This is a genomic window from Microbacterium stercoris (assembly GCF_017592545.1).
Classification (GTDB): Bacteria; Actinomycetota; Actinomycetes; order Actinomycetales; family Microbacteriaceae; genus Microbacterium; species Microbacterium stercoris.
This window is the reverse complement of record NZ_JAGFOA010000004.1, coordinates 165,811-186,788: the sequence shown is the minus strand read 5'-3', so window position 1 is coordinate 186,788 and position 20,978 is coordinate 165,811. Positions and strand designations below refer to the sequence as shown.

24 protein-coding genes and 1 tRNA gene are annotated in these 20,978 nt (G+C 68.2%); 12 read left to right on the top strand and 13 right to left on the bottom strand.

Features of this window, described 5'->3' with window-relative positions; genetic code table 11:
- The first annotated feature begins 169 nt into the window (after positions 1–169).
- From pepN to J5V96_RS11070, 3 genes are all read left to right on the top strand, one after another.
- Complete coding sequence (gene pepN / locus J5V96_RS11080) at positions 170–2,719, top strand: aminopeptidase N (RefSeq protein ID WP_208503755.1); 2,550 nt, start codon at positions 170–172, stop codon at positions 2,717–2,719.
- 84 nt (positions 2,720–2,803) lie between these two features.
- Positions 2,804–3,979: a mechanosensitive ion channel domain-containing protein gene (locus tag J5V96_RS11075; RefSeq protein WP_208503754.1), complete on the top strand. Its 1,176-nt coding sequence runs from the start codon at positions 2,804–2,806 to the stop codon at positions 3,977–3,979.
- Positions 3,980–4,011: 32 nt separating this feature from the next.
- Complete coding sequence (locus tag J5V96_RS11070; RefSeq protein ID WP_208504222.1) at positions 4,012–4,416, top strand: globin; 405 nt, start codon at positions 4,012–4,014, stop codon at positions 4,414–4,416.
- A 129-nt stretch (positions 4,417–4,545) separates the two neighbouring features.
- Here the strand turns inward: J5V96_RS11070 and J5V96_RS11065 are convergent, their stop codons facing one another.
- The gene (locus tag J5V96_RS11065) at positions 4,546–5,205 is read right to left on the bottom strand and encodes a DUF8185 domain-containing protein (protein WP_208503753.1); all 660 of its coding nucleotides are present in this window, start codon (positions 5,203–5,205) and stop codon (positions 4,546–4,548) included.
- A 38-nt stretch (positions 5,206–5,243) separates the two neighbouring features.
- On the opposite strand from J5V96_RS11065, the gene J5V96_RS11060 reads away from it, so the two are divergent.
- From J5V96_RS11060 to J5V96_RS11050, 3 genes are all read left to right on the top strand, one after another.
- Positions 5,244–6,128, top strand: a complete 885-nt coding sequence (locus J5V96_RS11060) for an acyl-CoA thioesterase (protein WP_307793596.1) — start codon at positions 5,244–5,246, stop codon at positions 6,126–6,128.
- Positions 6,129–6,197: 69 nt separating this feature from the next.
- Positions 6,198–7,139 (top strand): ABC transporter substrate-binding protein, encoded by a 942-nt coding sequence (locus tag J5V96_RS11055; RefSeq protein ID WP_208503752.1) that lies wholly within the window; start codon positions 6,198–6,200, stop codon positions 7,137–7,139.
- 808 nt (positions 7,140–7,947) lie between these two features.
- Entirely contained in the window at positions 7,948–8,373 is a 426-nt protein-coding gene (locus J5V96_RS11050) for a site-specific integrase (protein WP_208503751.1), read from the top strand.
- Here the strand turns inward: J5V96_RS11050 and J5V96_RS11045 are convergent.
- Positions 8,342–9,187 carry a hypothetical protein gene (locus tag J5V96_RS11045; RefSeq protein WP_208503749.1) on the bottom strand — a complete coding sequence of 282 codons (846 nt, stop codon included), beginning with the start codon at positions 9,185–9,187 and terminating at the stop codon, positions 8,342–8,344. The genes J5V96_RS11050 and J5V96_RS11045 overlap by 32 nt on opposite strands.
- A 470-nt stretch (positions 9,188–9,657) precedes the next feature.
- On the opposite strand from J5V96_RS11045, the gene J5V96_RS11040 reads away from it, so the two are divergent.
- On the top strand, positions 9,658–9,807 hold the full coding sequence (locus tag J5V96_RS11040; RefSeq protein ID WP_208503747.1) for a hypothetical protein: 150 nt from the start codon (positions 9,658–9,660) through the stop codon (positions 9,805–9,807).
- A 7-nt stretch (positions 9,808–9,814) separates the two neighbouring features.
- Here J5V96_RS11040 and J5V96_RS11035 read toward each other — a convergent pair whose 3' ends face one another.
- The 8 genes from J5V96_RS11035 to msrA form a co-directional block, all read right to left on the bottom strand.
- Positions 9,815–10,597, bottom strand: coding sequence for a hypothetical protein (locus tag J5V96_RS11035; RefSeq protein WP_208503746.1), 783 nt, complete (start codon positions 10,595–10,597; stop codon positions 9,815–9,817).
- Positions 10,598–10,759: 162 nt separating this feature from the next.
- Positions 10,760–11,197 (bottom strand): Fe-S cluster assembly sulfur transfer protein SufU, encoded by a 438-nt coding sequence (sufU, locus tag J5V96_RS11030; RefSeq protein ID WP_208503744.1) that lies wholly within the window; start codon positions 11,195–11,197, stop codon positions 10,760–10,762.
- On the bottom strand, positions 11,194–12,444 hold the full coding sequence (locus J5V96_RS11025) for an aminotransferase class V-fold PLP-dependent enzyme (protein ID WP_208503742.1): 1,251 nt from the start codon (positions 12,442–12,444) through the stop codon (positions 11,194–11,196). Before J5V96_RS11025 ends, sufU begins: the two co-directional genes overlap by 4 nt.
- 48 nt (positions 12,445–12,492) lie before the next feature.
- Positions 12,493–12,975, bottom strand: coding sequence for an acyl-CoA thioesterase (locus J5V96_RS11020; RefSeq protein ID WP_208503740.1), 483 nt, complete (start codon positions 12,973–12,975; stop codon positions 12,493–12,495).
- A gap of 160 nt (positions 12,976–13,135) precedes the next feature.
- Entirely contained in the window at positions 13,136–14,815 is a 1,680-nt protein-coding gene (gene ettA / locus J5V96_RS11015; RefSeq protein WP_208503738.1) for an energy-dependent translational throttle protein EttA, read from the bottom strand.
- A gap of 63 nt (positions 14,816–14,878) precedes the next feature.
- Positions 14,879–15,394, bottom strand: a complete 516-nt coding sequence (locus J5V96_RS17060) for a DUF6993 domain-containing protein (RefSeq protein ID WP_307793594.1) — start codon at positions 15,392–15,394, stop codon at positions 14,879–14,881.
- 52 nt (positions 15,395–15,446) lie between these two features.
- Positions 15,447–15,962, bottom strand: a complete 516-nt coding sequence (gene ssb, locus J5V96_RS11005; RefSeq protein ID WP_208503736.1) for a single-stranded DNA-binding protein — start codon at positions 15,960–15,962, stop codon at positions 15,447–15,449.
- A gap of 146 nt (positions 15,963–16,108) precedes the next feature.
- A complete protein-coding gene (gene msrA, locus J5V96_RS11000; protein WP_208503734.1) occupies positions 16,109–16,651 on the bottom strand; it encodes a peptide-methionine (S)-S-oxide reductase MsrA in 543 nt (180 codons plus the stop codon).
- 113 nt (positions 16,652–16,764) lie between these two features.
- Between msrA and J5V96_RS10995 the strand changes: the two genes are divergently transcribed.
- Positions 16,765–17,022, top strand: coding sequence for a hypothetical protein (locus J5V96_RS10995; protein WP_208503732.1), 258 nt, complete (start codon positions 16,765–16,767; stop codon positions 17,020–17,022).
- 5 nt (positions 17,023–17,027) lie between these two features.
- Here J5V96_RS10995 and yczR read toward each other — a convergent pair whose 3' ends face one another.
- The gene (gene yczR, locus J5V96_RS10990) at positions 17,028–18,461 is read right to left on the bottom strand and encodes a MocR-like transcription factor YczR (RefSeq protein ID WP_236014750.1); all 1,434 of its coding nucleotides are present in this window, start codon (positions 18,459–18,461) and stop codon (positions 17,028–17,030) included.
- A 61-nt stretch (positions 18,462–18,522) separates the two neighbouring features.
- Here yczR and J5V96_RS10985 point away from each other — a divergent pair, with 61 nt between their 5' ends.
- Positions 18,523–18,684: a hypothetical protein gene (locus tag J5V96_RS10985; RefSeq protein WP_208503729.1), complete on the top strand. Its 162-nt coding sequence runs from the start codon at positions 18,523–18,525 to the stop codon at positions 18,682–18,684.
- Positions 18,681–19,325, top strand: a complete 645-nt coding sequence (gene yczE, locus J5V96_RS10980; protein ID WP_236014749.1) for a membrane protein YczE — start codon at positions 18,681–18,683, stop codon at positions 19,323–19,325. Before J5V96_RS10985 ends, yczE begins: the two co-directional genes overlap by 4 nt.
- A 1-nt stretch (position 19,326) precedes the next feature.
- Here yczE and J5V96_RS10975 read toward each other — a convergent pair whose 3' ends face one another.
- On the bottom strand, positions 19,327–19,539 hold the full coding sequence (locus J5V96_RS10975) for a methyltransferase (RefSeq protein ID WP_208503728.1): 213 nt from the start codon (positions 19,537–19,539) through the stop codon (positions 19,327–19,329).
- Between the two features lie 27 nt (positions 19,540–19,566).
- Entirely contained in the window at positions 19,567–19,983 is a 417-nt protein-coding gene (locus J5V96_RS10970; RefSeq protein WP_208503726.1) for a hypothetical protein, read from the bottom strand.
- A 214-nt stretch (positions 19,984–20,197) separates the two neighbouring features.
- On the opposite strand from J5V96_RS10970, the gene J5V96_RS10965 reads away from it, so the two are divergent.
- Together J5V96_RS10965 and orn are read left to right on the top strand one after the other, a co-directional pair.
- Positions 20,198–20,270: transfer RNA gene (locus J5V96_RS10965), tRNA-Arg, on the top strand.
- Positions 20,271–20,318: 48 nt separating this feature from the next.
- On the top strand, positions 20,319–20,945 hold the full coding sequence (gene orn / locus J5V96_RS10960) for an oligoribonuclease (protein ID WP_208503723.1): 627 nt from the start codon (positions 20,319–20,321) through the stop codon (positions 20,943–20,945).
- Positions 20,946–20,978 lie beyond the last annotated feature (33 nt).

Below are 20,978 nucleotides of genomic sequence, written 5' to 3'. Positions count from 1 at the left end.
TTGTAGAAGCCGCACGGACACTCTCTCGATGTCGAGGAGTCGCCCGGGGACACGTTCCCTCCGGAATCCGGGACCCGGCGGATGCGACCACGTAGTCTTATCCAGTTGCCGGCGCAGTCACCCCCTGTCGTCGGTGTTCCCCCGATCCGACGAAAACGGGAGCTCATCAGTGCCTGGAGAGAACCTCACCCGAAGCGAAGCGCAGGAGCGCCGCGGCGTCATCGACACCCGCTCCTACGAGATCGCGCTCGATCTGACCAAGGGCGACGAGGTGTTCGGATCGCGCAGCGTCGTCCGGTTCGCCGGTCACGAGGGTGCCGCGACCTTCATCGATCTGATCGCCCGCGACGTGCGGCAGATCACCCTCAACGGCCGCGATCTGGACCCCGCCGAGGTGTTCCACGACTCGCGCATCCAGCTCGACGGCCTCGCGGAGGAGAACGAGCTCGTCGTCGACGCCGACTGCCTCTACACCAACACCGGCGAGGGACTTCACCGGTTCGTCGACCCCGTCGACGGCGAGGTGTACCTGTACTCGCAGTTCGAGGTGCCCGACTCGCGTCGCGTGTTCGCGGTGTTCGAGCAGCCCGACCTCAAGGCCACGTTCCAGTTCACCGTGACGGCCCCGGCGTACTGGAAGGTCGTGTCGAACTCCCCCACGCCCGAGCCCATCACGCACGACGAGTCCAAGACGGCGACCTGGGGCTTCGCTCCCACGCCGCGCATCTCGTCGTACATCACGGCGCTGGTCGCGGGCCCCTACGAGGAGGTCCGCTCGGAGCTGACCAACTCCGAGGGCCGCGTCATCCCGCTCGGCGTGTTCGCGCGCAAGAGCCTGTGGCAGGACGTCGACGCCGACTACATCTTCGAGAAGACCCGCCAGGGCTTCGCGTACTACGAGGAGAAGTTCGGCTACCCGTATCCGTTCGAGAAGTACGACCAGCTGTTCGTGCCCGAGTTCAACGCGGGCGCCATGGAGAACGCGGGAGCCGTCACCTTCACCGAGGTCTACGTGTTCCGCAGCAAGGTCACCGACGCCGTCAAGGAGCGCCGCGTCGTGACGATCCTGCACGAGCTCGCGCACATGTGGTTCGGCGATCTCGTCACCATGAAGTGGTGGAACGACCTGTGGCTGAACGAGTCGTTCGCCGAGTGGGCCTCGACCATCGCCACGGCCGAGGCCACCGAGTGGACCGAGGCCTGGACGACCTTCAACGCCATGGAGAAGACCTGGGCCTACCGCCAGGATCAGCTCCCCTCGACGCACCCGGTGGTCGCCCAGATCAACGACCTCGAAGATGTGCAGGTCAACTTCGACGGCATCACCTACGCCAAGGGCGGATCCGTCCTCAAGCAGCTGGCCGCCTGGGTCGGCGTGGAGGCGTTCTTCGCCGGCGTCGGCGCCTACTTCCAGAAGCACGCGTTCTCGAACACGACTCTGAACGATCTGCTCGTCGAGCTCGAGCGCACCAGCGGCCGTGACCTGTCGGGATGGTCGAAGAAGTGGCTGGAGACGGCGGGCGTCAACACGCTGTCGCCCGTGATCGACGAGGGCGCGGATGGCCTCATCTCGCGCTTCGCGATCACCCAGACCGCACCCGCCGACTACCCGACGATCCGTCCGCACCGCCTGGGGATCGGGTTCTACGATCTGCAGGACGGCGCGCTGATCCGCACGCACTCCCTGGAGATCGACGTCGACGGCGACCTCACCGAGGTGCCCGAGCTCAAGGGCTTCCGCCGTCCCGATCTGGTGCTGCTCAACGACCAGGACCTCGCGTACGCCAAGATCCGCCTCGACGACCGCTCGCTTGCGACCGCGATCGATCACCTCGCCGACATCGCCGACCCGCTCGCGCGCTCGCTGGTGTGGGGCGCGGCCTGGGATCAGACGCGCGATGCCGAGTCGGCCGCGAGCGACTACGTCGACCTCGTGCTGCGCAACATCGGCCGCGAGACCGAGTCGACCACGATCCGCACCACGCTGGCGCAGCTGCAGCTCGCGGCCAACTCGTATGTCGCTCCGGAGCGCCGCGAGTCGACGCGCGCTCGCGTCGCCGACGGCCTCTGGTCGCTCGCACAGGCCGCCGAGCCTGGCAGCGACGCGCAGCTGCAGTTCACGACCGCCTTCGCGTCGGCGTCGGCGACCCCGGCGCAGGCCGAGGTCGTCCGCCGTCTGCGCGACGGCGACATCGCGCTTTCGGGCCTTGTGATCGACACGGATCTGTCGTGGCAGCTGCTCGTGTCGCTGGCGGCGTCGGGGGCGGCCGAGGCCGCGGAGATCGATGCGGCACTCGCCGCTGACAACACGGCCAAGGGCGGCGAGTTCGCGGCTCAGGCCCGCGCCGCCATTCCGACCGCCGAGGCGAAGGCCGCGGCGTGGGCGGCGCTGATCGAGCAGGACACGCTCCCGAACACCCTCGTGCGCACGTCGGCCGCCGGCTTCGTGCACCCGGGCGGCCGTCACCTGCTCGCCGACTACGTGCCCCGCTACTTCGAGATGCTCACCCGCATCTGGGACGAGCGCTCCTTCACCATCGCCGAGTACCTGTGCGAGCTCCTCTACCCGGGCGCGCTGGCCGACCAGCGGCTGCTCGAGGCCACGCGCGCCTGGCTCTCGGAGAACCCGGAGGCTCCGGCGGCTCTTCGCCGTATCGTCCTCGAGGGCCTTGCCGGGGTCGAGCGGGCACTGGCCGCGCAGTCGCGCGACGCGGAGTGATCCCCTCCCCCGCTGACTGAAGATCCTCGGCGAGCCCCGGATGCACACACCGTGCTCCGGGGCTCGCCGCATACTCTGGAGGGGATGATGACTCCTTTCGAATCCGGCGAACCCACGCCGCTCTCCCCGGTGCTCCAGGTGCTGGTCGACGTCGCCAACAAGACCCTCTGGGTCGCCATCACGATCGTGTCGTGCGCCCTGGCAGCCTGGCTGCTGCGCATCGCGATCCGCCGCGTCGTCGAGCGGATCGTGAAGGGCGCCAAGAGCAAGGCGAAGATCGATGACACGCGCGCGCTCGACCGCTCGCCGCTCGCGTCCGTCCGCCTGGTACAGCGAACGCGAACGCTCGGGTCGATCCTGACGAACATCGTCAACACGGCGGTTGTGATCGTGGGCATCATCCTGGTCGTCAACATCATCGACAGCAGCATCCTCGGATCCTTCGCGCTGATCAGCGCCGCGATCGGCGCTGGCCTCGGCTTCGGCGCGCAGAACATCGTCAAGGACGTGCTCAACGGCATTCTGATCGTGGCGGAGGACCAGATCGGGATCGGCGATGTGGTCGACCTCGGGCTCGCCACGGGCGTGGTCGAGTTCGTGAGCGTTCGGATCACACATGTGCGCGACGTGAACGGCACGCTCTGGTACGTGCGCAACGGCGAGGTCACCCGCATCGGCAACATGTCGCAGGGCTGGTCGCGCGTCGTCATCGATGTCGGTCTGCCCGCCGACACCGACGTCGAGGCCGTGGAAGCGGCCCTGCTGGATGTGAGCGAGGACCTCGCCAAGGACAAGCGCTGGCGCACACGCATCATCGGGCGCCCCGAGGTCTGGGGTCTCGAGTCCGTCTCGGGCGACACCCTGTCGATCCGTCTGGTGTTGCGCGCCAAGCCGAGCTCGAAGGACGACGTCGCCCACGAGCTGCGGATGCGCCTGCGCACCGCGATCCACGACCTCGGGCTCGACCTCACGTCCCTCCAGGCGGTCGCCCTCGAAGGCGCGAGCGGGGCCCTGCGCGTGCGCGGAGCGAACCCTCCGCGCACGGAGCCCCAGCCCCTTCCCGAGCGCCCCTCGTGGCGCCCGCTCGGGCGCAGGAAGAAGCAGGCGGAGGCGACGACCGACAAGCCTGCGGCGAAGCCTGTCACCAAGCCGGTGCCGAAGGCGCCCGCCGAGCCCGGCGCGTCCGCGAAGCCGGCGACGTCCACCACCACCGCGTCGCCCGACGACGAGCCCATCAACGACGGAGGAGATCAGAAGTGAGCCTGGGGATCCGGCCCGAGGGCCACGGCGAGCTGCCGTCGATCACGTTCTACGAGGCCGTGGGCGGTCGGGAGACCTTCGCGAAGCTCACGGACGTCTTCTACCGCGAGGTCGCCGACGACCCGGTCCTGAAGCCGATGTACCCCGAGGAGGACCTGGGGCCGGCCAAGGAACGCCTGCTGCTCTTCCTCGAGCAGTACTGGGGCGGACCGACGACGTACAGCGAGAACCGGGGCCATCCGCGTCTGCGCCAGCGGCACATGCCGTTCCACGTCAACCCCGACGCGCGCGATCGCTGGCTCGCCGCGATGCGCACCGCGGTCGACGAACTGGGTCTCTCGCCGCTCCATGAGGAGACGCTCTGGGACTACCTCCAGCGCGCGGCCCACGCCATGGTCAACACATTCGAGCCGACGCCGGGGCACCCCACGGACTGAGCCCCGGCTCGCGAACCGGTGCCCCTGCGGGTGCCTGGGTCGTCGACGCCCTCTCGCGCCCTTCGCTCCCTCGGCGACAGCGCTCTCAGTCTCCGGGCGAGCCGTCCCGCCGCTCGAACCGCGTCGCCGTCAGGCGGCGCCCGTGCTGCGGACGGGGGTCAGGCCGACAGCGGCCGGGCCCCGAGAGAGAATGTGCCCGCGCTCCAGCGCGATGCGCGTCCAGCGGCCGGACGTCGTCACTCGCGCCTGCTCCTCGCCTCCGATGAAGCCCAGGGAGAAGGCGGCGAACGCCACGCCCAGCGGGAGTCCGAGCAGCGCATCGTCGGGGGATCCCCAGACATCGGCGCGCAGGGCGCGCACCACCTCCTCGCCCGCGTCCGTGGGCACCCGCTCGGCCACCGCCGCGATGCCCCACTGAGCGCGGGAGGCGAGGGTGGCGGCGGCGATCTCGCCGACGTGCTGCCATCCCCCGCGCGGCGGCGCGACGCCGGCCCAGGCGGGTGCGAGGGCGGTCTCGGGGAGAGTCAGGGCCGCCGCGTCGTCGGATGCGGTCAGCTGGGCGACGACCAGGTCGCACTCGAGCTCCGGATCGGCCGCGACGATGCGCATGCCGAGCACCGTCGGCGTGCGGTCGAGCAGGCCGGATGGCGCCAGCGCGGCGGTGGTCATGGCCATCACGCCGCCCGAGGCCTGCAGCCGCACGCCGGCGTCGCCGATCCGGGCCGCGCGCTGCGCGAAGGTCAGCGCATCCTGCGCGGAAGGGGCGTCGGCGAGCACGAGCTGGGTCACCCGATCGAGCCTAGCCGCGGCCTTCGTAGACTGGGCTCGTGACCCCCGACACGAACGTCCCTGCACCCGATCCGATCGATGTCCTGCTCGGCGTTCTCGCCCTGGAGGACACGGGGGCTCGGACAAGCGAGGACATCTTCACCGGCTCGTCGCACCCGATGCCGGGCGGCCGTGTCTTCGGCGGGCAGGTTCTCGGCCAGTCCATCGTCGCCGCCTCGCGCACTCTGCCGGAGGACCGCTTCCCGCATTCCCTGCACGGGTACTTCCTGCGCCCCGGCGACGTGCGAAAGCCCCTCACCTTCGCGGTCGATCGCATCCACGACGGCCGATCGTTCTCCCGCCGGCGCATCCAGGCCTTCCAGGACGGGGAGCCGATCTTCTCCGGAATCGCCTCGTTCCAGGATGAGGATCCGGGCTTCGAACATCAGCTCCCGATGCCCGAGGTGCCCGAGCCCGAGCAGCTCGACGGCCCCGCCGCGATCGTCGCAGACAGGCCCGAGGCGTCGCTGATCATCCGCGCGAACCCGATCGAAGTGCGCCACGTCGAATCCGACATCTACCTGTCGGTCGATGAGAAGTCGCCGCGGCAGGCCGTCTGGACGCGGCTGCGCCGTCCCATCGGCGATGATCCGATGCTGCATCGCGCCGCGATCGCGTACCTGACCGACTTCACGATCCAGGAGACGGTGCTGCGCGCGCACGGCGTGGCCTGGGCGACGCCGGGCATGCGCACGGCCAGCCTTGATCACGCGATCTGGTGGCATCGCCCGGCCCGGGCCGACGAATGGCTGCTCTACGTGCAAGAATCCCCGAGCGCTCGGGGAGGACGTGGCCTGGCCCAGGGCCAGCTGTACACGCGCGATGGCCGGCTCGTCGCCACCGTCGCGCAGGAGATCATGCTGCGGGTGCCCGATCTGGCGTGAGTCGGATGACGCTCGATGTCGTGAGATTTCAGGCTGGCGGCCCACGCCGTCGCTGGGGATGATTGGCTGATGACGAGGATCCCTCCTCCCAACACCACAGGAGTTCCCGTGTCCACTCTTCGCCGCACCTTCTCCATCGCCGCCCTCGCTGCTGCCTCCGCCCTCGTGCTCGCGGGCTGCGCGTCGGCGGATCCGCTGGCCGCGCCCTCGGGGGCGCCCGATGACACCGCAGCCGCAGACGACACGATCGTCATCGGCTCGCAGGCGTACTACTCGAACGAGATCATCGCCGAGATCTACGCTCAGGCCCTCGAGGCCGAGGGGTTCACGGTCGAGCGCAAGTTCAGCATCGGCCAGCGCGACGCCTACCTGCCCTCGCTCGAGTCGGGTGAGATCGACCTCTTCCCCGAGTACACGGGCAACCTGCTGCAGTTCTACTCCCCCGACACCGAGGCCCGCTCCGCAGACGACGTGTATGCCGAGCTGGAGGAGGCGCTTCCCGAGGGCCTCACGGTGCTCGAGCAGTCGACCGCCACCGACCAGGACTCGATCACGGTGACCCAGGCGTTCGCCGATGAGCACGGTCTGAAGAGCATCGGCGACCTCGCCGATGTCGACGGCGTCGTCCTGGGCGGTCCGGCCGAGCTCGAGGAGCGTCCGTATGGGCCCAAGGGCCTGAAAGACGTCTACGGCGTGACCGTCGACTTCCAGGCGACGGGCGACACCACGGTCGAGGACCTCATCGCCGGCACGATCCAGGTGGCGAACGTCTACACCGCGGATCCGCGTCTCAAGACCGAGGGGCTCGTCTCTCTCGCCGACCCGGAGAGCCTGTTCCTCGCCTCCAACGTCGTGCCGCTGGTGAACGCGGATGTCGCCGATGAGATCGCCGACGTCATCGATGCCGTCAGCGAGAAGCTCACGCCCGAGATCCTCGTTGATCTCAACGTGCAGTCGACCGTCGACCAGAAGTCCTCCGCCGACATCGCCGAGGCCTTCCTCGCGGAGTGATCCGCTTCTGAGGCGAAAGGGGCGCCGTCCTGCAGATGCAGGACGGCGCCCCTTTTCATGAATCAGTCGCATTCCTGAGAGAATGCCGATACGTCGCTAATTCGTGAGCGGCTCGACGCGGCCCGAGGCGACCCGACATGCTGACGGATTCCGACCCCAATTGACTTACCGATTGCTTGACGTCCCTCCGTACGCTGGCGAGCACGGATTGCGATCGGCTCGCAAGCTAGTCGAAGATGGCGGCCCAAGACCCGGCGCGACAACGCGGCCACGTACGACCTGCACAATCTACCCGGTTCGGGAACCGGCGCATCTCGCAGATCACGACGATGGACGTGGAGGCGTGGCGGGCCGAGCAACGCGCGGCAGTGAAGCCCAAGACGAAGGGCAAGCCTGAAGCGCCGGATGTGTACAACTCGCAGTCGTCTATCCGCACCCGCTACGCGCTGGTCGCGTCCGTGTTCAAGTACGCGCTGAGCCTGCGCTGGATCGCCGTCTACCCGTGCTCACCCGGCCGCGCTCCGAAGGTGCCGCACCACGAGCTGACGTTCCGGACGCCCGAGCAGGTCGCGGCTGGGGTCGAGTACCTCGACGAGCACAGCGCGTCTGACGGCCTGATCGTGCCGTTCGCCGCGTATACCGGACTTCGCGCCGAGGAGCTAGAAGGCTTGCGCATCGGCGACGTGAACCTGTTCGCGCGACGGCCGTTCATCCGCGTGCAGCGTCAGGCTCACTATGCGCCCAAGGTCGGCCGGGAGTACATCTCACCGAAGTCCAACAAGTCCATCCGCAATGTGCCGCTGAACCCGTGTCCTCGTGGCTCGCGTACGGGGGGGTACCTGACACACCACCCGAACGCCCACGACGCGGACGCCTTGCCCTCGCCGGGCGCAAGCGTGGCGGCGCGGGCAAGACGCGCGGCGCGGTCGACTGGTGTCCCCAGTTCAACCACGACAACCTTTACCGGAAGCGCTGCTTCCTCCCAGAGCTCGCCGCGCTGCACACCTCCTCGGTGCGCTGGGACGACCTCCGCCGCCTCTACGCCAGCGCGCGAGCCAGCGCCGGCCTGCCTATCGAGCGCGTCGCCAAGTTCATGGGGCACGCTGACATCGCCACAATGTACAAGCACTACCTGCACCCGTTCAACCACATGGACCGCCTGGCAGCCGCGGCGAGTCGTCGTGCCCTGGCACGGATCGGCGCTAGGGACGACGCTGGAGCGCACCGGATGTGAACCACTGGACAAGCGGTACCGCGAGCAGGACAGCGGCCTCTGCTTCGGCTTGCGTCGGCTTCCGATAGCCGTTGCCTCCGTGACGACTCTCCTGGCCGACCCACAGCGCCTCTGCCATCTTCAACGGCACATCCGCATCGGGCGTCGGTAGGTCCAGCTTCCAGTCCTTCTGCGCCTTCATGTCGCGAATCATCGAGCCGAGAGTGGCCTTCTTGTTGTTCGGTGTGACAACGTGCGCACCGGCTTCCTCGACGGCCTTGATCGCCTTCTCGTAGGCCTCCTCGGTATCGGGATTGCGTCCGAAGGCGGCGTGCCACGATTCTGAGAGCAGAGCACCAGCCGAACCGGAGCCAGTAATGGTGCTCTCCGCCGCTTCAACAACACCCTCGGGCACGCGCTTCTCGAGGGACGCAAATCCGGCTCGGCTGCCGACCCTCCATTCCGACCCTGCGTCCGCAAGAATCGTTTCGAGCTTGGCAAGAGCTCGCCGCGAATCACCAGACGCTTGCTCTTCGACCTTATAGATCAAGAAGTCGACGAAGTCGAGGAACTCCGCCTCGCCCATCTCAATGAGCAGCCGGTCAGCCCCACCCGCCTGGAACTCATTGACGAGGGAGACTGAGCGCCGGATCGAGGTCTCATACTCGGCGAGCAACAGAGCGTTCGGCTTACGCCCCGTTCCATATGGATAGTCAGAGCCTTCATACGCCACGACCTCGACCCACGCGAGCAGGAAACGTCGAAGCCAGGTGGGAACGCCAGGGTGCAGAGCCGCCAACTCTTCGGGGTCAGCCCCACGCCTATGCCAAGCCATGTCACCATTCTGGCCGAGCGCACCGACAACTCGCTGCGGGACCCGGAGGGGCGCGGTGGGGATTTCGTTGGGATCCGCGATCGCCCGCCTCACACGACAGACGCCCGTATCTTCCGTTCTGCTGCCGAACTCCGGGCCTAATCTGTTGGCTCGGGCACCTCGACTCGAACCAAGAACAACTCAACCAGAAGCGGGAGCGCATGGCGTTCCCATTGATACCAGGGAGTACCAGGGCTGACCCCTGAACCCCGTCCTCGCCCGGAATCTCGCAGGAGTTCGGCCGCCCCAGGTGGTCAGCGGTCAGCCCTGGTCAGGCGACGCGGGTGGGGATTCGGTGGGGTTCCGTGGGATTCTGCCGCTCGCGATCCCCGCCGAGGCGGCGAGCGACCTTCTGGCCGCTCACGACGCCGGACGCCACCGGAGGGCACTTACCCAGCCGGTGGCGTTCTCGTTGGTTACGCGCCATTCTCGTGGGCGCGGTGGTGCGCTCAGGCGAGGCGTTCGCCGTATTCCATCGGTTCGTCCGGATGGGCCTGCACCTGTTCAACGACGACCTGACCGACGACATGGACCGCCTGGCAGCCGTGGCGAGCCGTCCAGCGTTTGCGCGGATCGGCTGACGATCGGTCACGCTGACGCTAGTTGGATCGTCGAAACGCCCTCCGCTTCCAGAAGCGGATTGAGAAAGTCCACTATGCCGCGCATGATCACGATGAGTTCGTCGGTTGCTGCATCGGTGGCGTTCGCATCTATGACCCGGTTCAGAGGAACGAAGACGAACTGCAGTTCTGGGTCATGGACGCCGAGCGCCACCGTTCCAACCGGCCCCGGATCTGAGTACTCGCGGGTGAGATCAACCCGACACTTGTAGATCGCAGCTATCTCCAGCGTGTGGTCGTGCTTATCGCGGTTGCTCAAATCCGCGAGGTTGGCCGTCCACTCAATCCCATTGAATGGCTGGATGGCTTCAATCGCTGCCACGTGCGACTGCGCCACTCCGTGCAAATCGTTGCGCCGTCGCTGGCTCCATTGCGAAGCGTCACGGCAAAACGGAAACATCGTGCCGCGCGGACGTTGACCTCGACCGCGCCACGCGAGCTGATAAACCGCCGCATCCAATGCCGCACGGAAGTGGAAGATCGCTTCGCTTGCGAGAGCGGAAGCCTCGGGACGCGTCGTCAAGAACTCGTCGCCGAGCTCACCAATCATGAGCTCCTGGGTATGCACATCCCTTCGGACCCGCGGATAGCCCTGCCAGCTTCCAGCGAACGTCCCGAGCAGATTTTGAAGCTCCTCAAAGCGCCTCGCGCCTTGCATGAATCGCGCTGCAGCCCACCAGAGGGTGGGATTCTCCGCTCCTCCTCCAGGGACCAGACGCAGCCAGAGATCGCTATCTGTCGACGGTGCCATGTTTACATCATGCCGCTCCCCACCAGCGTGGGGTTTTCGTGGGGATCTGCGATTGCCAGCCACACACAACAGAGGCCCGGATCTTCCGTTTTGATGCGGATTTCCGGGGCTATCTGTCTTGCTGGGGCACCTGGACTCGAACCAAGAACAACTGAACCAGAATCAGTCGCTCTGACGCACACAGGCCTCGAGCGCGACCCAGCCGAGCATGGCGCACTTCACGCGCATCACGTACTTGGCGACTCCCTGGAACGCCGCGGCGTCCTCGAGCGACTCGGGCGGCTCACCTTCCCCGCGAGAGCGCAGCATCGTGCGGAACTCGTCCACGCGCGCGAGCGCCTCCGTCTTCTGGGCGCCCTTCAGCAGATCCGCCATCACCGAGGCCGAAGCCATGGAGATGCTGCAGCCCTGTCCTTCCCACACGAGCCGCTCGATGGAGCCGTCGGGCGCGACCGTGACCCCCATGGTGATCTCGTCACCGCACGAGGGATTGAGCTCGTGATGCTGATGCGCGGCGGCGGACGGGTCGCCCTTGCCCTGGGGGTGACGGGAGTGGTCGAGGATGAGCTCGCGATACAGCTCCTCCAGCTCGGCGCTCATCGGTCAGCTCCGAAGAATCCGCGCACCTCGGCGAGGGCGGCGCCGAATCGCGCCACGTCCTCGGCGGTGGTGTAGACGTACGCGCTGGCGCGGGTGGACGCGGCCACACCCAGGCGACGATGCAGCGGCTGCGTGCAGTGGTGGCCGGTGCGCACGGTGATCCCCCGATCGTCCAGGAACTGACCCACATCGTGGGCGTGCACGCCATCGACCACGAAGCTCGCGAGCCCGCCGCGCTCGGCACCGGCGCCCGGGCCGATCAGGCGGACGCCCGGAACCGCGAGCACGGCGTCGACGAGCAGCCCCGCCATCTCGGACTCGTGGGCGCGCACCCGCTCCATGCCGATCGCCGAGAGGTAGTCGGCCGCGGCCCCGAAGCCCACCGCCTGCGTGACGGGCTGGGTGCCCGCTTCGAAGCGCTGCGGCGCGGGGAGGAACTGCGCGTCGTCGATCGTGACGGTCGTGATGGTGGATCCGCCGGTGCGCGCGGGCGGGAGCTCGTCGAGCAGCTCTGCACGGCCGTACAGCGCGCCGATGCCCGTCGGCCCGAGCATCTTGTGCGACGAGAACGCGGCGAAGTCGACGCCGAGCGCGCCGAGGTCAAGCGGAAGGTGCGGGGCCGACTGGCAGGCGTCGAGCACGGTGAGTGCGCCGACGCGCTTCGCCACCTCCACGACCTCGGCGACCGGGGCGATGAAGCCGGTCACGTTCGACACGTGCGCGAAAGCGATGAGCTTCGTGCGCTCGGTGACCACGGCGGCGAGGTCATCGAGTGACCACAGACCGTGCTCGTCCACGGCCACCGCGCGGAGCGTGGCGCCCGTGCGACGAGCAAGGCGCTGCCACGGGATGAGATTGGCGTGGTGCTCGGCCTCGGTGACCACGATCTCGTCACCGGGACCGAACGCCAGGTTCGTCGCTCCGAACATGGCCGCATCGGAGAGCCCGAGGGCCACGACGTTGAGAGCGTCGGTGGCGTTCTCCGTGAAGACGATCTCACGCTCGCCCGCCCCGACGAACCGCGCGATGCGCTCGCGCGCGCCCTCGAAGGCCCAGGTGGCCTCGCCCGTCGCCATGCTGGAGCCACGGTGCACCGCCGCATACTCGGTGCGGGCGAACGCCTCCTCGGCCTCCAGCACCGGATCGGGGCGCTGCGAGGTGGCGCCCGAGTCCAGATAGACGCGGTCGGGGTGGTGCCGCAGGTACGGCGTGGCGGCGCGCAGGGCGGCCAGATCGAGCGTGCTCATAGGTCTTCCAGTCTCCCCCATTCCGCGGGAGTGCTGGGCGTCGCTGGCTCAGCGTCGGCTGAAAGCGATGGGCTCCTCGACATAGGGCGCCCACACCTCGCGGACATCCTCGGGAAGGCGCGTCGGACGACCGGTCGCCGTGTCGACCATCACGACGACGGCCGAGGCCCGGGCATAGAGCGTCTGCGCTTCGGGGCCGGTCGACGGGCTGTAGACCTCGTAGCAGATCTCGGCGCTCGAACCACCGAGTCGGCCGATCCACAGCTGCACATCGAGCGGCTTGTGCTCGTAGGGCACGGGCGCGAGGTACTCGATCTCCTGGCGTGCGATCAGCGTGGCGAGGGTGCCGCCTTCACCGAGCACATCGTTTCCGAACACCGCTGTCGGGGCCTGATCGGCCGGATCCTCGGACTTCCAGAACGCGCGCAGACGCGCCTCCTCGAGCAGTTTGAGCATCGACGTGTTGTTCACGTGGCCGAGCGCATCGAGATCGCCCCAACGGCGGTGGATCGGGATATGGACGCGAGTCATGTGCTCATTCTGGTCGACGGGTCACCACGCCGGCCGCACGGGGCCCGGCCCCTGCCTCATCGCAACGCGGTCATCAGAGCCCGCGTCGCTGTCCAGGGCGCTGAGATGCCAGACGCCCGCCCCGGATGATCCGGAGCGGGCGCCTGAGCCGGCGGCTGAATCAGTCGCGGGTGAGCTTTCGGTGCGTGGTGCGGTGCGGGCGGGCGGCCTCGACGCCGAGACGCTCGATCTTGTTCGCCTCGTACGCCTCGAAGTTGCCCTCGAACCAGTACCACTGGGCCGGGTTCTCGTCGGTGCCCTCGTACGCGAGGATGTGCGTCGCGATGCGGTCGAGGAACCAGCGGTCGTGGGTGATGACCACGGCGCAGCCCGGGAAGTCGAGCAGCGCGTTCTCGAGCGAGGACAGCGTCTCGACGTCGAGGTCGTTGGTCGGCTCGTCGAGGAGCAGCAGGTTGCCGCCCTCCTTAAGCGTCAGGGCGAGGTTGAGACGGTTGCGCTCACCACCGGAGAGCACACCCGCCTTCTTCTGCTGGTCCGGTCCCTTGAAGCCGAACTTCGAGACGTACGCGCGCGAGGGGATCTCGGTCTTGCCGACCGTGATGAAGTCGAGGCCGTCGGAGACCACCTCCCACAGCGTCTTGTCCGGGTCGATGTTCGAACGGCTCTGGTCGACGTAGCTGATCTTGACCGTCTCGCCGATCTTCAGCTCGCCGCCGTCGAGCGGCTCGAGCCCGACGATCGTCTTGAACAGCGTGGTCTTGCCGACGCCGTTGGGACCGATGATGCCGACGATGCCGTTCGGCGGCAGGTTGAACGAGAGGTTCTCGATCAGCGTGCGGCCGTCGAAGCCCTTCTGCAGGTTCTTCGCGTCGATCACCACGTTTCCGAGGCGCGGACCCGCGGGGATCTGGATCTCCTCGAAGTCGAGCTTCCGCGTGCGCTCGGCCTCGGCAGCCATCTCCTCGTAGCGGGCGAGACGAGCCTTCGACTTCGTCTGTCGCCCCTTAGCGCTCGACCGCACCCACTCGAGCTCTTCCTTCAGGCGCTTGGCGAGCTTCGCATCCTTCTTGCCCTGGATGTCGAGGCGCTCGGCCTTCTTCTCGAGGTACGTGGAGTAGTTGCCCTCGTAGCCGATGAGACGGCCGCGGTCGACCTCGGCGATCCACTCGGCGACGTGGTCGAGGAAGTAGCGGTCGTGGGTGATCGCGATGACCGCGCCCTTGTACGCCTGGAGGTGCTGCTCGAGCCAGAGCACGCTCTCGGCGTCGAGGTGGTTGGTGGGCTCGTCGAGGAGCAGCAGGTCGGGCTTCTGGAGGAGCAGCTTCGCGAGCGCCACGCGGCGCTTCTCACCACCGGACAGCGGACCGATCTGGGCGTCGGCCGGCGGGGTGCGCAGCGCGTCCATGGCCTGCTCGAGCTGCGAGTCGAGATCCCAGCCATCAGCGGCGTCGATCTCCTCCTGGAGCGTGCCCATCTCGGCAAGCAGAGCATCGAAGTCGGCGTCGGGGTCGGCCATGAGCCCGGAGATCTCGTTGAAGCGGTCGACCTTCGCCTTGATGGCGATGCCGTCCTGGATGTTCTCCAGCACCGTCTTCGTGTCGTCGAGCTCGGGCTCCTGCATCAGGATGCCGACGCTGAACCCGGGAGTCAGCTTGGCCTCGCCGTTCGACGGGGTGTCGAGGCCGGCCATGATCTTCAGGATCGTGGACTTTCCGGCGCCGTTGGGGCCGACCATGCCGATCTTCGCGCCCGGCAGGAAGGCCATCGTGACGTCGTCGAGGATGAGCTTGTCGCCCACGGCCTTGCGGGCCCGGACCATGGAGTAGATGTATTCAGCCATTTGGGTTCCAGTCTAGGACGCCCGAGCCTGATCGCACGGGCAGAACCAGCGCCCGCACCCCGGTCACCAGTCGATGACGCGGGTCTCCCCGATGAGGCACACCGTGCCGCCCTGCACCGCCTGCAGCACGGTCGCGACCGGCGCCGACATGTCCGGCCCGGCCTGGCCGACGAGACACTCGCCCCGCCACAGCACTGAGAACTGCAGAGCCTCTGCGGGGTTATCCACCGTGGAGCGGTCCTGTGTCACCTGCATCGCTGCCTTGTCGAACCCGGCGGCGACCAACGCGTCCACATAGGCCCGCCCCTGCGTCTTCTGCTCTGTCGCCCACACCTGCGCGACGATGGCCGAGAAGAAGGGCAGATTGTCGGTGGCCGAGCCCTCGCGCATGAGGGTGGGCGCGGCGTCCTTCGGCGCGGGCGTCGGCGTCGGGACGTCGTGCGCCGTGGTCGAGACGGGCGTCGGCGCTGGCTCCGCTCCCGTCCCGGTGCATCCGGCGAGTGCCACCACAGTCGCGAGTCCCACGACCGCTCCCGCGACGCGACCGCGCAGGGTCAGCGGATCACGTCGGAGGCTCACGGGCTCGAGTCTACGGGCGCGGCGGCAGCCCGCCGCGCGGGCGGCGCGACCGTCAGAACGGCGCGACGGTGGCGAGCTCCTCCACGAGTTCGCGGGCACCGTCACCTTCGGACGCTTCGGGTGCCGGCTCGTCCGGTGCGGACCACGCGTCCTGCGGCTGGCCGTGCTCGCCGACCTGCGCGGGGCGATCCGACGCGGCGGACGAGGCCTTTGCCTGCGCGCGCTCGAAGCGGCTGCTGCCGAACGTCAGATCGTGACCGAGAGCCTCGGCTTCGATCTCCGCTTCCATGCCCCGCTTGCCGTCGTTCTCCCAGGCGCGCAGCCGGAGCCGGCCGCTCACGATGACGCGCTCACCTTTGTGCAGCGAGACCGCGGCGTTGTCTCCGAGCGCCCGGAATGCGGCGACGCGATACCAGTTGGTCGGTCCGTCGACCCATGTGTTGGTCTGACGATCGAGCCGGCGTGTGCCACTCGCGACGCGGAAGTTCGTCACGGTGACGCCGCTCGGGAGCGTGCGATGCTCCGGATCCGTCGCGACGTTTCCCACGACGGTGATGGTGTCGTTCATGCTCGTCCTCTCTCAGTCGCCGGGTGCCCGGCCAGGCCGTTCTTCGGCCTCGAGACGACAGTGGCGCGATCCGGATCGCTAAAACGGGAATCGCCCCCATCCGGGATGGATGAGGGCGATTCGCGAGCCTGTGGACGAGGCTCAGATCAGCGCACGTACTCGGCGAAGCGGGCGCGCACCTTGTTCACCTTCGGCAGCGCCACCGCGAGGCAGTAGCCCTGGTTGGGGTTCTTGGCGAAGAAGTCCTGGTGGTACTCCTCGGCGTCGTAATAGTCGCCGAGGGGCTCGATCGTGGTCACGACCGTGCCCTCGGTGCGCCCGACCGGCGCGTCCCAGATGTCTGCCGCGCGGTCGCGCGCGGCCTCGAACAGCTCACGCTGCGCGTCGTCGGCCGGGAACATCGCCGATCGATACTGCGTCCCGGTGTCGGCGCCCTGGTGGTTGAGCTGGCGCGGGTCATGCATCGTGAAGAACGCGTCGAGGATCACATCTGCCGGGATGACCTCGGGATCGAACGTCACCTTGACGGCCTCGGCGTGTCCCGTGGCTCCGGTGCAGACCTGTTCGTAACTCGGATGCGCGGTGGCGCCGCCCGTGTAGCCGGAGACGACGCTCTCGACGCCCTCCAGCGATCGGTACGCCGCGTCCAGGCACCAGAAGCAGCCGCCGGCCAGAACGAAGGTCTCCATGTCGTCTCCTCTCGCCGCTCGCGCGGCACGTCAGCCCACGCTACGCGGGATCGCGGTGCGCGGGGCGAATGTCGGTGGCCCTCCCTATCGTCGTGCGCAGGAAGGAGCACACCATGATCAACACCGCAGCAGCCCTCAGCGTTCCCGTCGCCACCCCGCATATCCGCGGCCGCGAGAGACTCGATCGCGCCGGTGCGGCGCTCTGGCGAGTGGTCGCACGCGACGAGCGGATCATCGGGCACCTCCGTCAGGTCGACCACCCCCTTGGCGTTCGGTTCCGAGCGGAGCGCCTGCACCTGCCTTCGGGATCGTTCCGCGAAGTCGGCGAGTTCTGGTCGCCCGATGAGGCTGTGGCGAGCCTGCGCGTCTGAGCCGGTCAGACCACCGCGTCCAGCGGCGTCGCCTCACCAGCCTCGAAGCGGGCGTCGGCGACATCGCCCCATGCCTCGACCAGCAGCCCGGCCGCACGTTCGAGCACAGGCGCCGGGGCGGTGAACGGCACGCGCATGTGCCGCTCGTGTCCACCGCCGACCGAGAACCGCGGGCCCGCCGACAGCAGGAGCCCGCGTCGCCTCGCGGCGAGAGTGAGCGCCGAGCTCCGGGGAGCGCCGAGGCCGACCCAGAGCGCCACGCCTCCGGGCGTCGAGGGCACGTCCCACTCCGGTATGTCCCGCCGCAGCGCCTCGATCAGCACGTTCCGGCCCGCACGCAGAAGTTCGGATCGCTGCTCGAGGATCTCGGGCATCGCGGGCATCAACCGCTCGGCGACCGCCTGCTCGAACTCCGGCGTGCCGAGGTCGGTCGTGGGACGTGCGGCCGTGAGACGCCGGATCGTATCCAGGTCGGTGCGGATCCAGCCGATCCGCATGCCACCCCACACCGTCTTGCCGAGCGACCCGAGCGTGATCACGCCCTCCTCACCCGCGACCGCCGCGAAGGGGGCCGGAGAGATCACCCGATCGGCGCCGAGCTCGGCGGTCGTCTCATCGACGACAACCACGGCGCCGACCGACCGCGCGAGGTCGGTGATGCGCACCCGGGCCTCGACAGACATCGACGCGCCGGTCGGGTTCTGGAAGTCGGGCATCAGATAGACGGCGCTCGGGCGCGACCGCAGGATGGCGTGCTCGGCGCGTTCCAGATCCCATCCGTCGGCCATCGTCACCGGCACGCCGACGAGGCGCGCGCCCTGGCGCGCGAACGCCTCGGCCGCATGCGGGTACGTCGGGGTCTCGAGCAGCGCGCGATCACCGCGGGCGATGAGCAGCGAGGCGAGAAGCGAGATCGCGCTCTGCGCGCCGTTGGTCACCATGATCTGCGAGGCATCGGTTGGGAGCCCGCGGTCGGTGTAGCGACGCGCGATCGCCTCACGCAGGCCGCGTCGTCCGAGCACCTCGTAGCCCGGTCGTGCGATCACCGAGGGCGCGTCGGCGGCGACCTCGGCGTACACCGCGGCAAGGCCCGGCCAGGCGGCGGGGCTCGCCTGCTGGAGGTCCACGGACTGCTCGTCCACGGAGACGCCGCCCAGCTCCCGGCGCCCCAGCGGTCGTGTGATGCTGCCCGATCCGCGCACGCTCTCGATATGCCCGGTGCCGCGAAGACTGCGGTAGGCGGCGGCGACCGTCGTACGGCTGAGCCCGAGGCGCGTCGCGAGTTCGCGCTCGGCGGGCAGTGCCGTCCGCGGCGCGATCCGGTTGTCGAGGCACAGCAGACGGATGGCGTCGGCAAGCGCCTCGTACGCCGGCTCGCGCGTGCGCCACGGGCCCAGCTGGGCGTCGAGGGCACGAGCGGAGAGGCGGGAGTCCATCATGCGGCCACTGTAGCCGAATTGGACTCTTTACCGGAGTCCAATCAGGCTGTGGACTGTTCCCATGCTCCTTCAGTTCGTCCTGCTGTCCGCGATCGGCTTGCTCTGCTTGGCTGCGCTGGGCGCAACCGTCCTCGACGTCGCCCGCGACGGCTATCGGCGACACCGAGCAGAGTCGTCGTACGGCGCGCCGGAGTCCACCATCGCTGACCGGATCCGCGCATGAACCCGATGGCTCGACGGATCACCCAGCTGTCGCTCGGCCTTCCCCTGTTCGGCGTCGGGGTGGGGTTCACCGTCGAAGCCGGCCTGGGTCTTGACCCGTGGACTGTTCTCGCCGAAGGCATCTCGCTGCACACGGGAATCGGCATCGGCTGGGTCGCGAACATCCTCGGGGCGTTCGTGCTGCTCCTCTGGATCCCCTTGCGACAGCGGCCCGGCATCGGCACCATGGCGAACATCCTGCTCGTGGGCACCGCCATCCAGATCACCACCGACCTGATGCCCGCAGTGCACGGCCTGCTCTGGCAGATACTGCTGTTCCTGGCCGGCGTGCTGCTCGTCGGGCTGGCGTCGGGGCTCTACATCGGGGCCCACTTCGGCCCCGGACCGCGCGACGGCCTGATGACCGGACTGAATGCGCGCTTCGGGGTGCCCGTCTGGGCAGCGCGCGGTGGCGTCGAGCTCACCGTGCTGGGAGCCGGATGGCTTCTCGGCGGCACGGTGGGATGGGCGACGCTCGCGTTCGCCCTCCTGATCGGTCCGTCTGTCGACCTCGGACTGCGGCTCTTCGACATCCGTCGCATGCCGCGAGTCGCCCAGCCGGAACCCGTCGACCTCGCACCGACGGCGGTGGAGCCCGCCTGACTCAGTGCTCCCGGAACTCCGGGCGGTCAGATCCTGGCGGCAGCTGCGCCACCAGCGCGCTCTTTGCCACCTCGAGTCCCTCGAACTGACCGAGTGGCGTGTCGGCGCCGGCCAGTGTCACGGCGTACACGCCGTCGTCGACCTCCTTGATCATGCCCACCGCGCCCGCCGGGCCGAAAGCCACAAACAGTCGCCGAGTGTGCGTCAACGCCATGATGACTCCTTCCGCTCGCCCCGGACATTACGCCCGTCTCACAGCGCTCGGAAGGGCTTGACTTCGGCGGAACCGGGGATGCCCGGGCAGCCGGCCGACGAGTGGCCTGGCGGACTCCCCTGACCGGATGTCGGTGGCCTCTTCTACCGTCAGGCCATGCCGATCACCCGCGAGCGACGCTACGAACTGCAAGAGCTGCATCGGCAGCGCAACTTCCACCGCGTCGTCGACTACCTGCGTGCGCATCCCTGCGTGGACTGCGGAGAGGCCGATCTCGTCGTCCTCGAGTTCGACCACCTCCCCGGCAAAGACAAGCGATTCGACGTCGCCCGCGCCGTGTCCGGTTCGACCCGTGCGTGGAAGACCATTCGGGCGGAGATCGACAAGTGCGAGGTGGTGTGTGCCAACTGCCACCGACGGCGCACGGCGCGTCGTGCCGGCCATCGCCGTCATCTTCTGCTGATGGGAATCAAGATCGCCGAGCCGGCACCTGTCGACCGATTCCGTGTGCCCCACGGCGGTGGCACGAAGGGACGCCGCGGATGCCGATGCGATCCCTGCACAGCACGACGGCGCCAGTACGCGCGAGAGCTGTATCGCGCGCGCCGACGCGCGGGTGGCGAAGACGCGGGCTCCGGGGCCGGTACCCTGGAAGCGACCCCCAATAGCTCAGTGGACAGAGCTGCAAACTTCTAATTTGTAGGTCGCAGGTTCGAATCCTGCTTGGGGGACTGCACCCGCGTGATCCGGTGTCCGCCCCCTTCGTTAGGCTGGACCGCATGGTAGGCGCCTCCGAGAACGACCGGCTCGTCTGGATCGACTGCGAGATGACGGGCCTCGACCTCTCGGTCGACGAGCTCGTCGAGATCGCGATCGTCGTGACTGACTTCGAGCTCAAGATCCTCGACCCGGGATTCCAGGTCGTCATCAAGCCCTCCGAGGCGGCTGTCGAGCACATGGGCGACTTCGTCACCGAGATGCACCGCAAGTCGGGCCTGCTCGACGAACTGGCCGGGGGCGTCTCGCTCGAGGAGGCGCAGCGCCAGTCGCTCGACTACATCAAGCGTTTCGTGCCGCAGGAGCGCAAGGCTCCCCTGGCGGGCAACACGATCGGCACCGACCGCATGTTCCTCGCGAAGTACATGCCCGATGTCGACACCTATCTCCACTACCGCAACGTCGACGTCTCCTCGGTCAAGGAGCTGTCGCGCCGCTGGTTCCCTCGTGCCTACATCCACGCTCCGGCGAAGGATGGCGGCCACCGCGCCCTCGCGGACATCCTCGAGTCCATCCGCGAACTCGAGTACTACCGCCGCGCCGTCTTCGTCGCCCAGCCGGGTCCGACGTCCGATCAGGCCAGGACACACGCGGCGTCCGCCGTTTCGCTCTTCTCAGCGACCGTGTGATTAAATATTCAAGTTGTCCCGAGAGATCGGGGA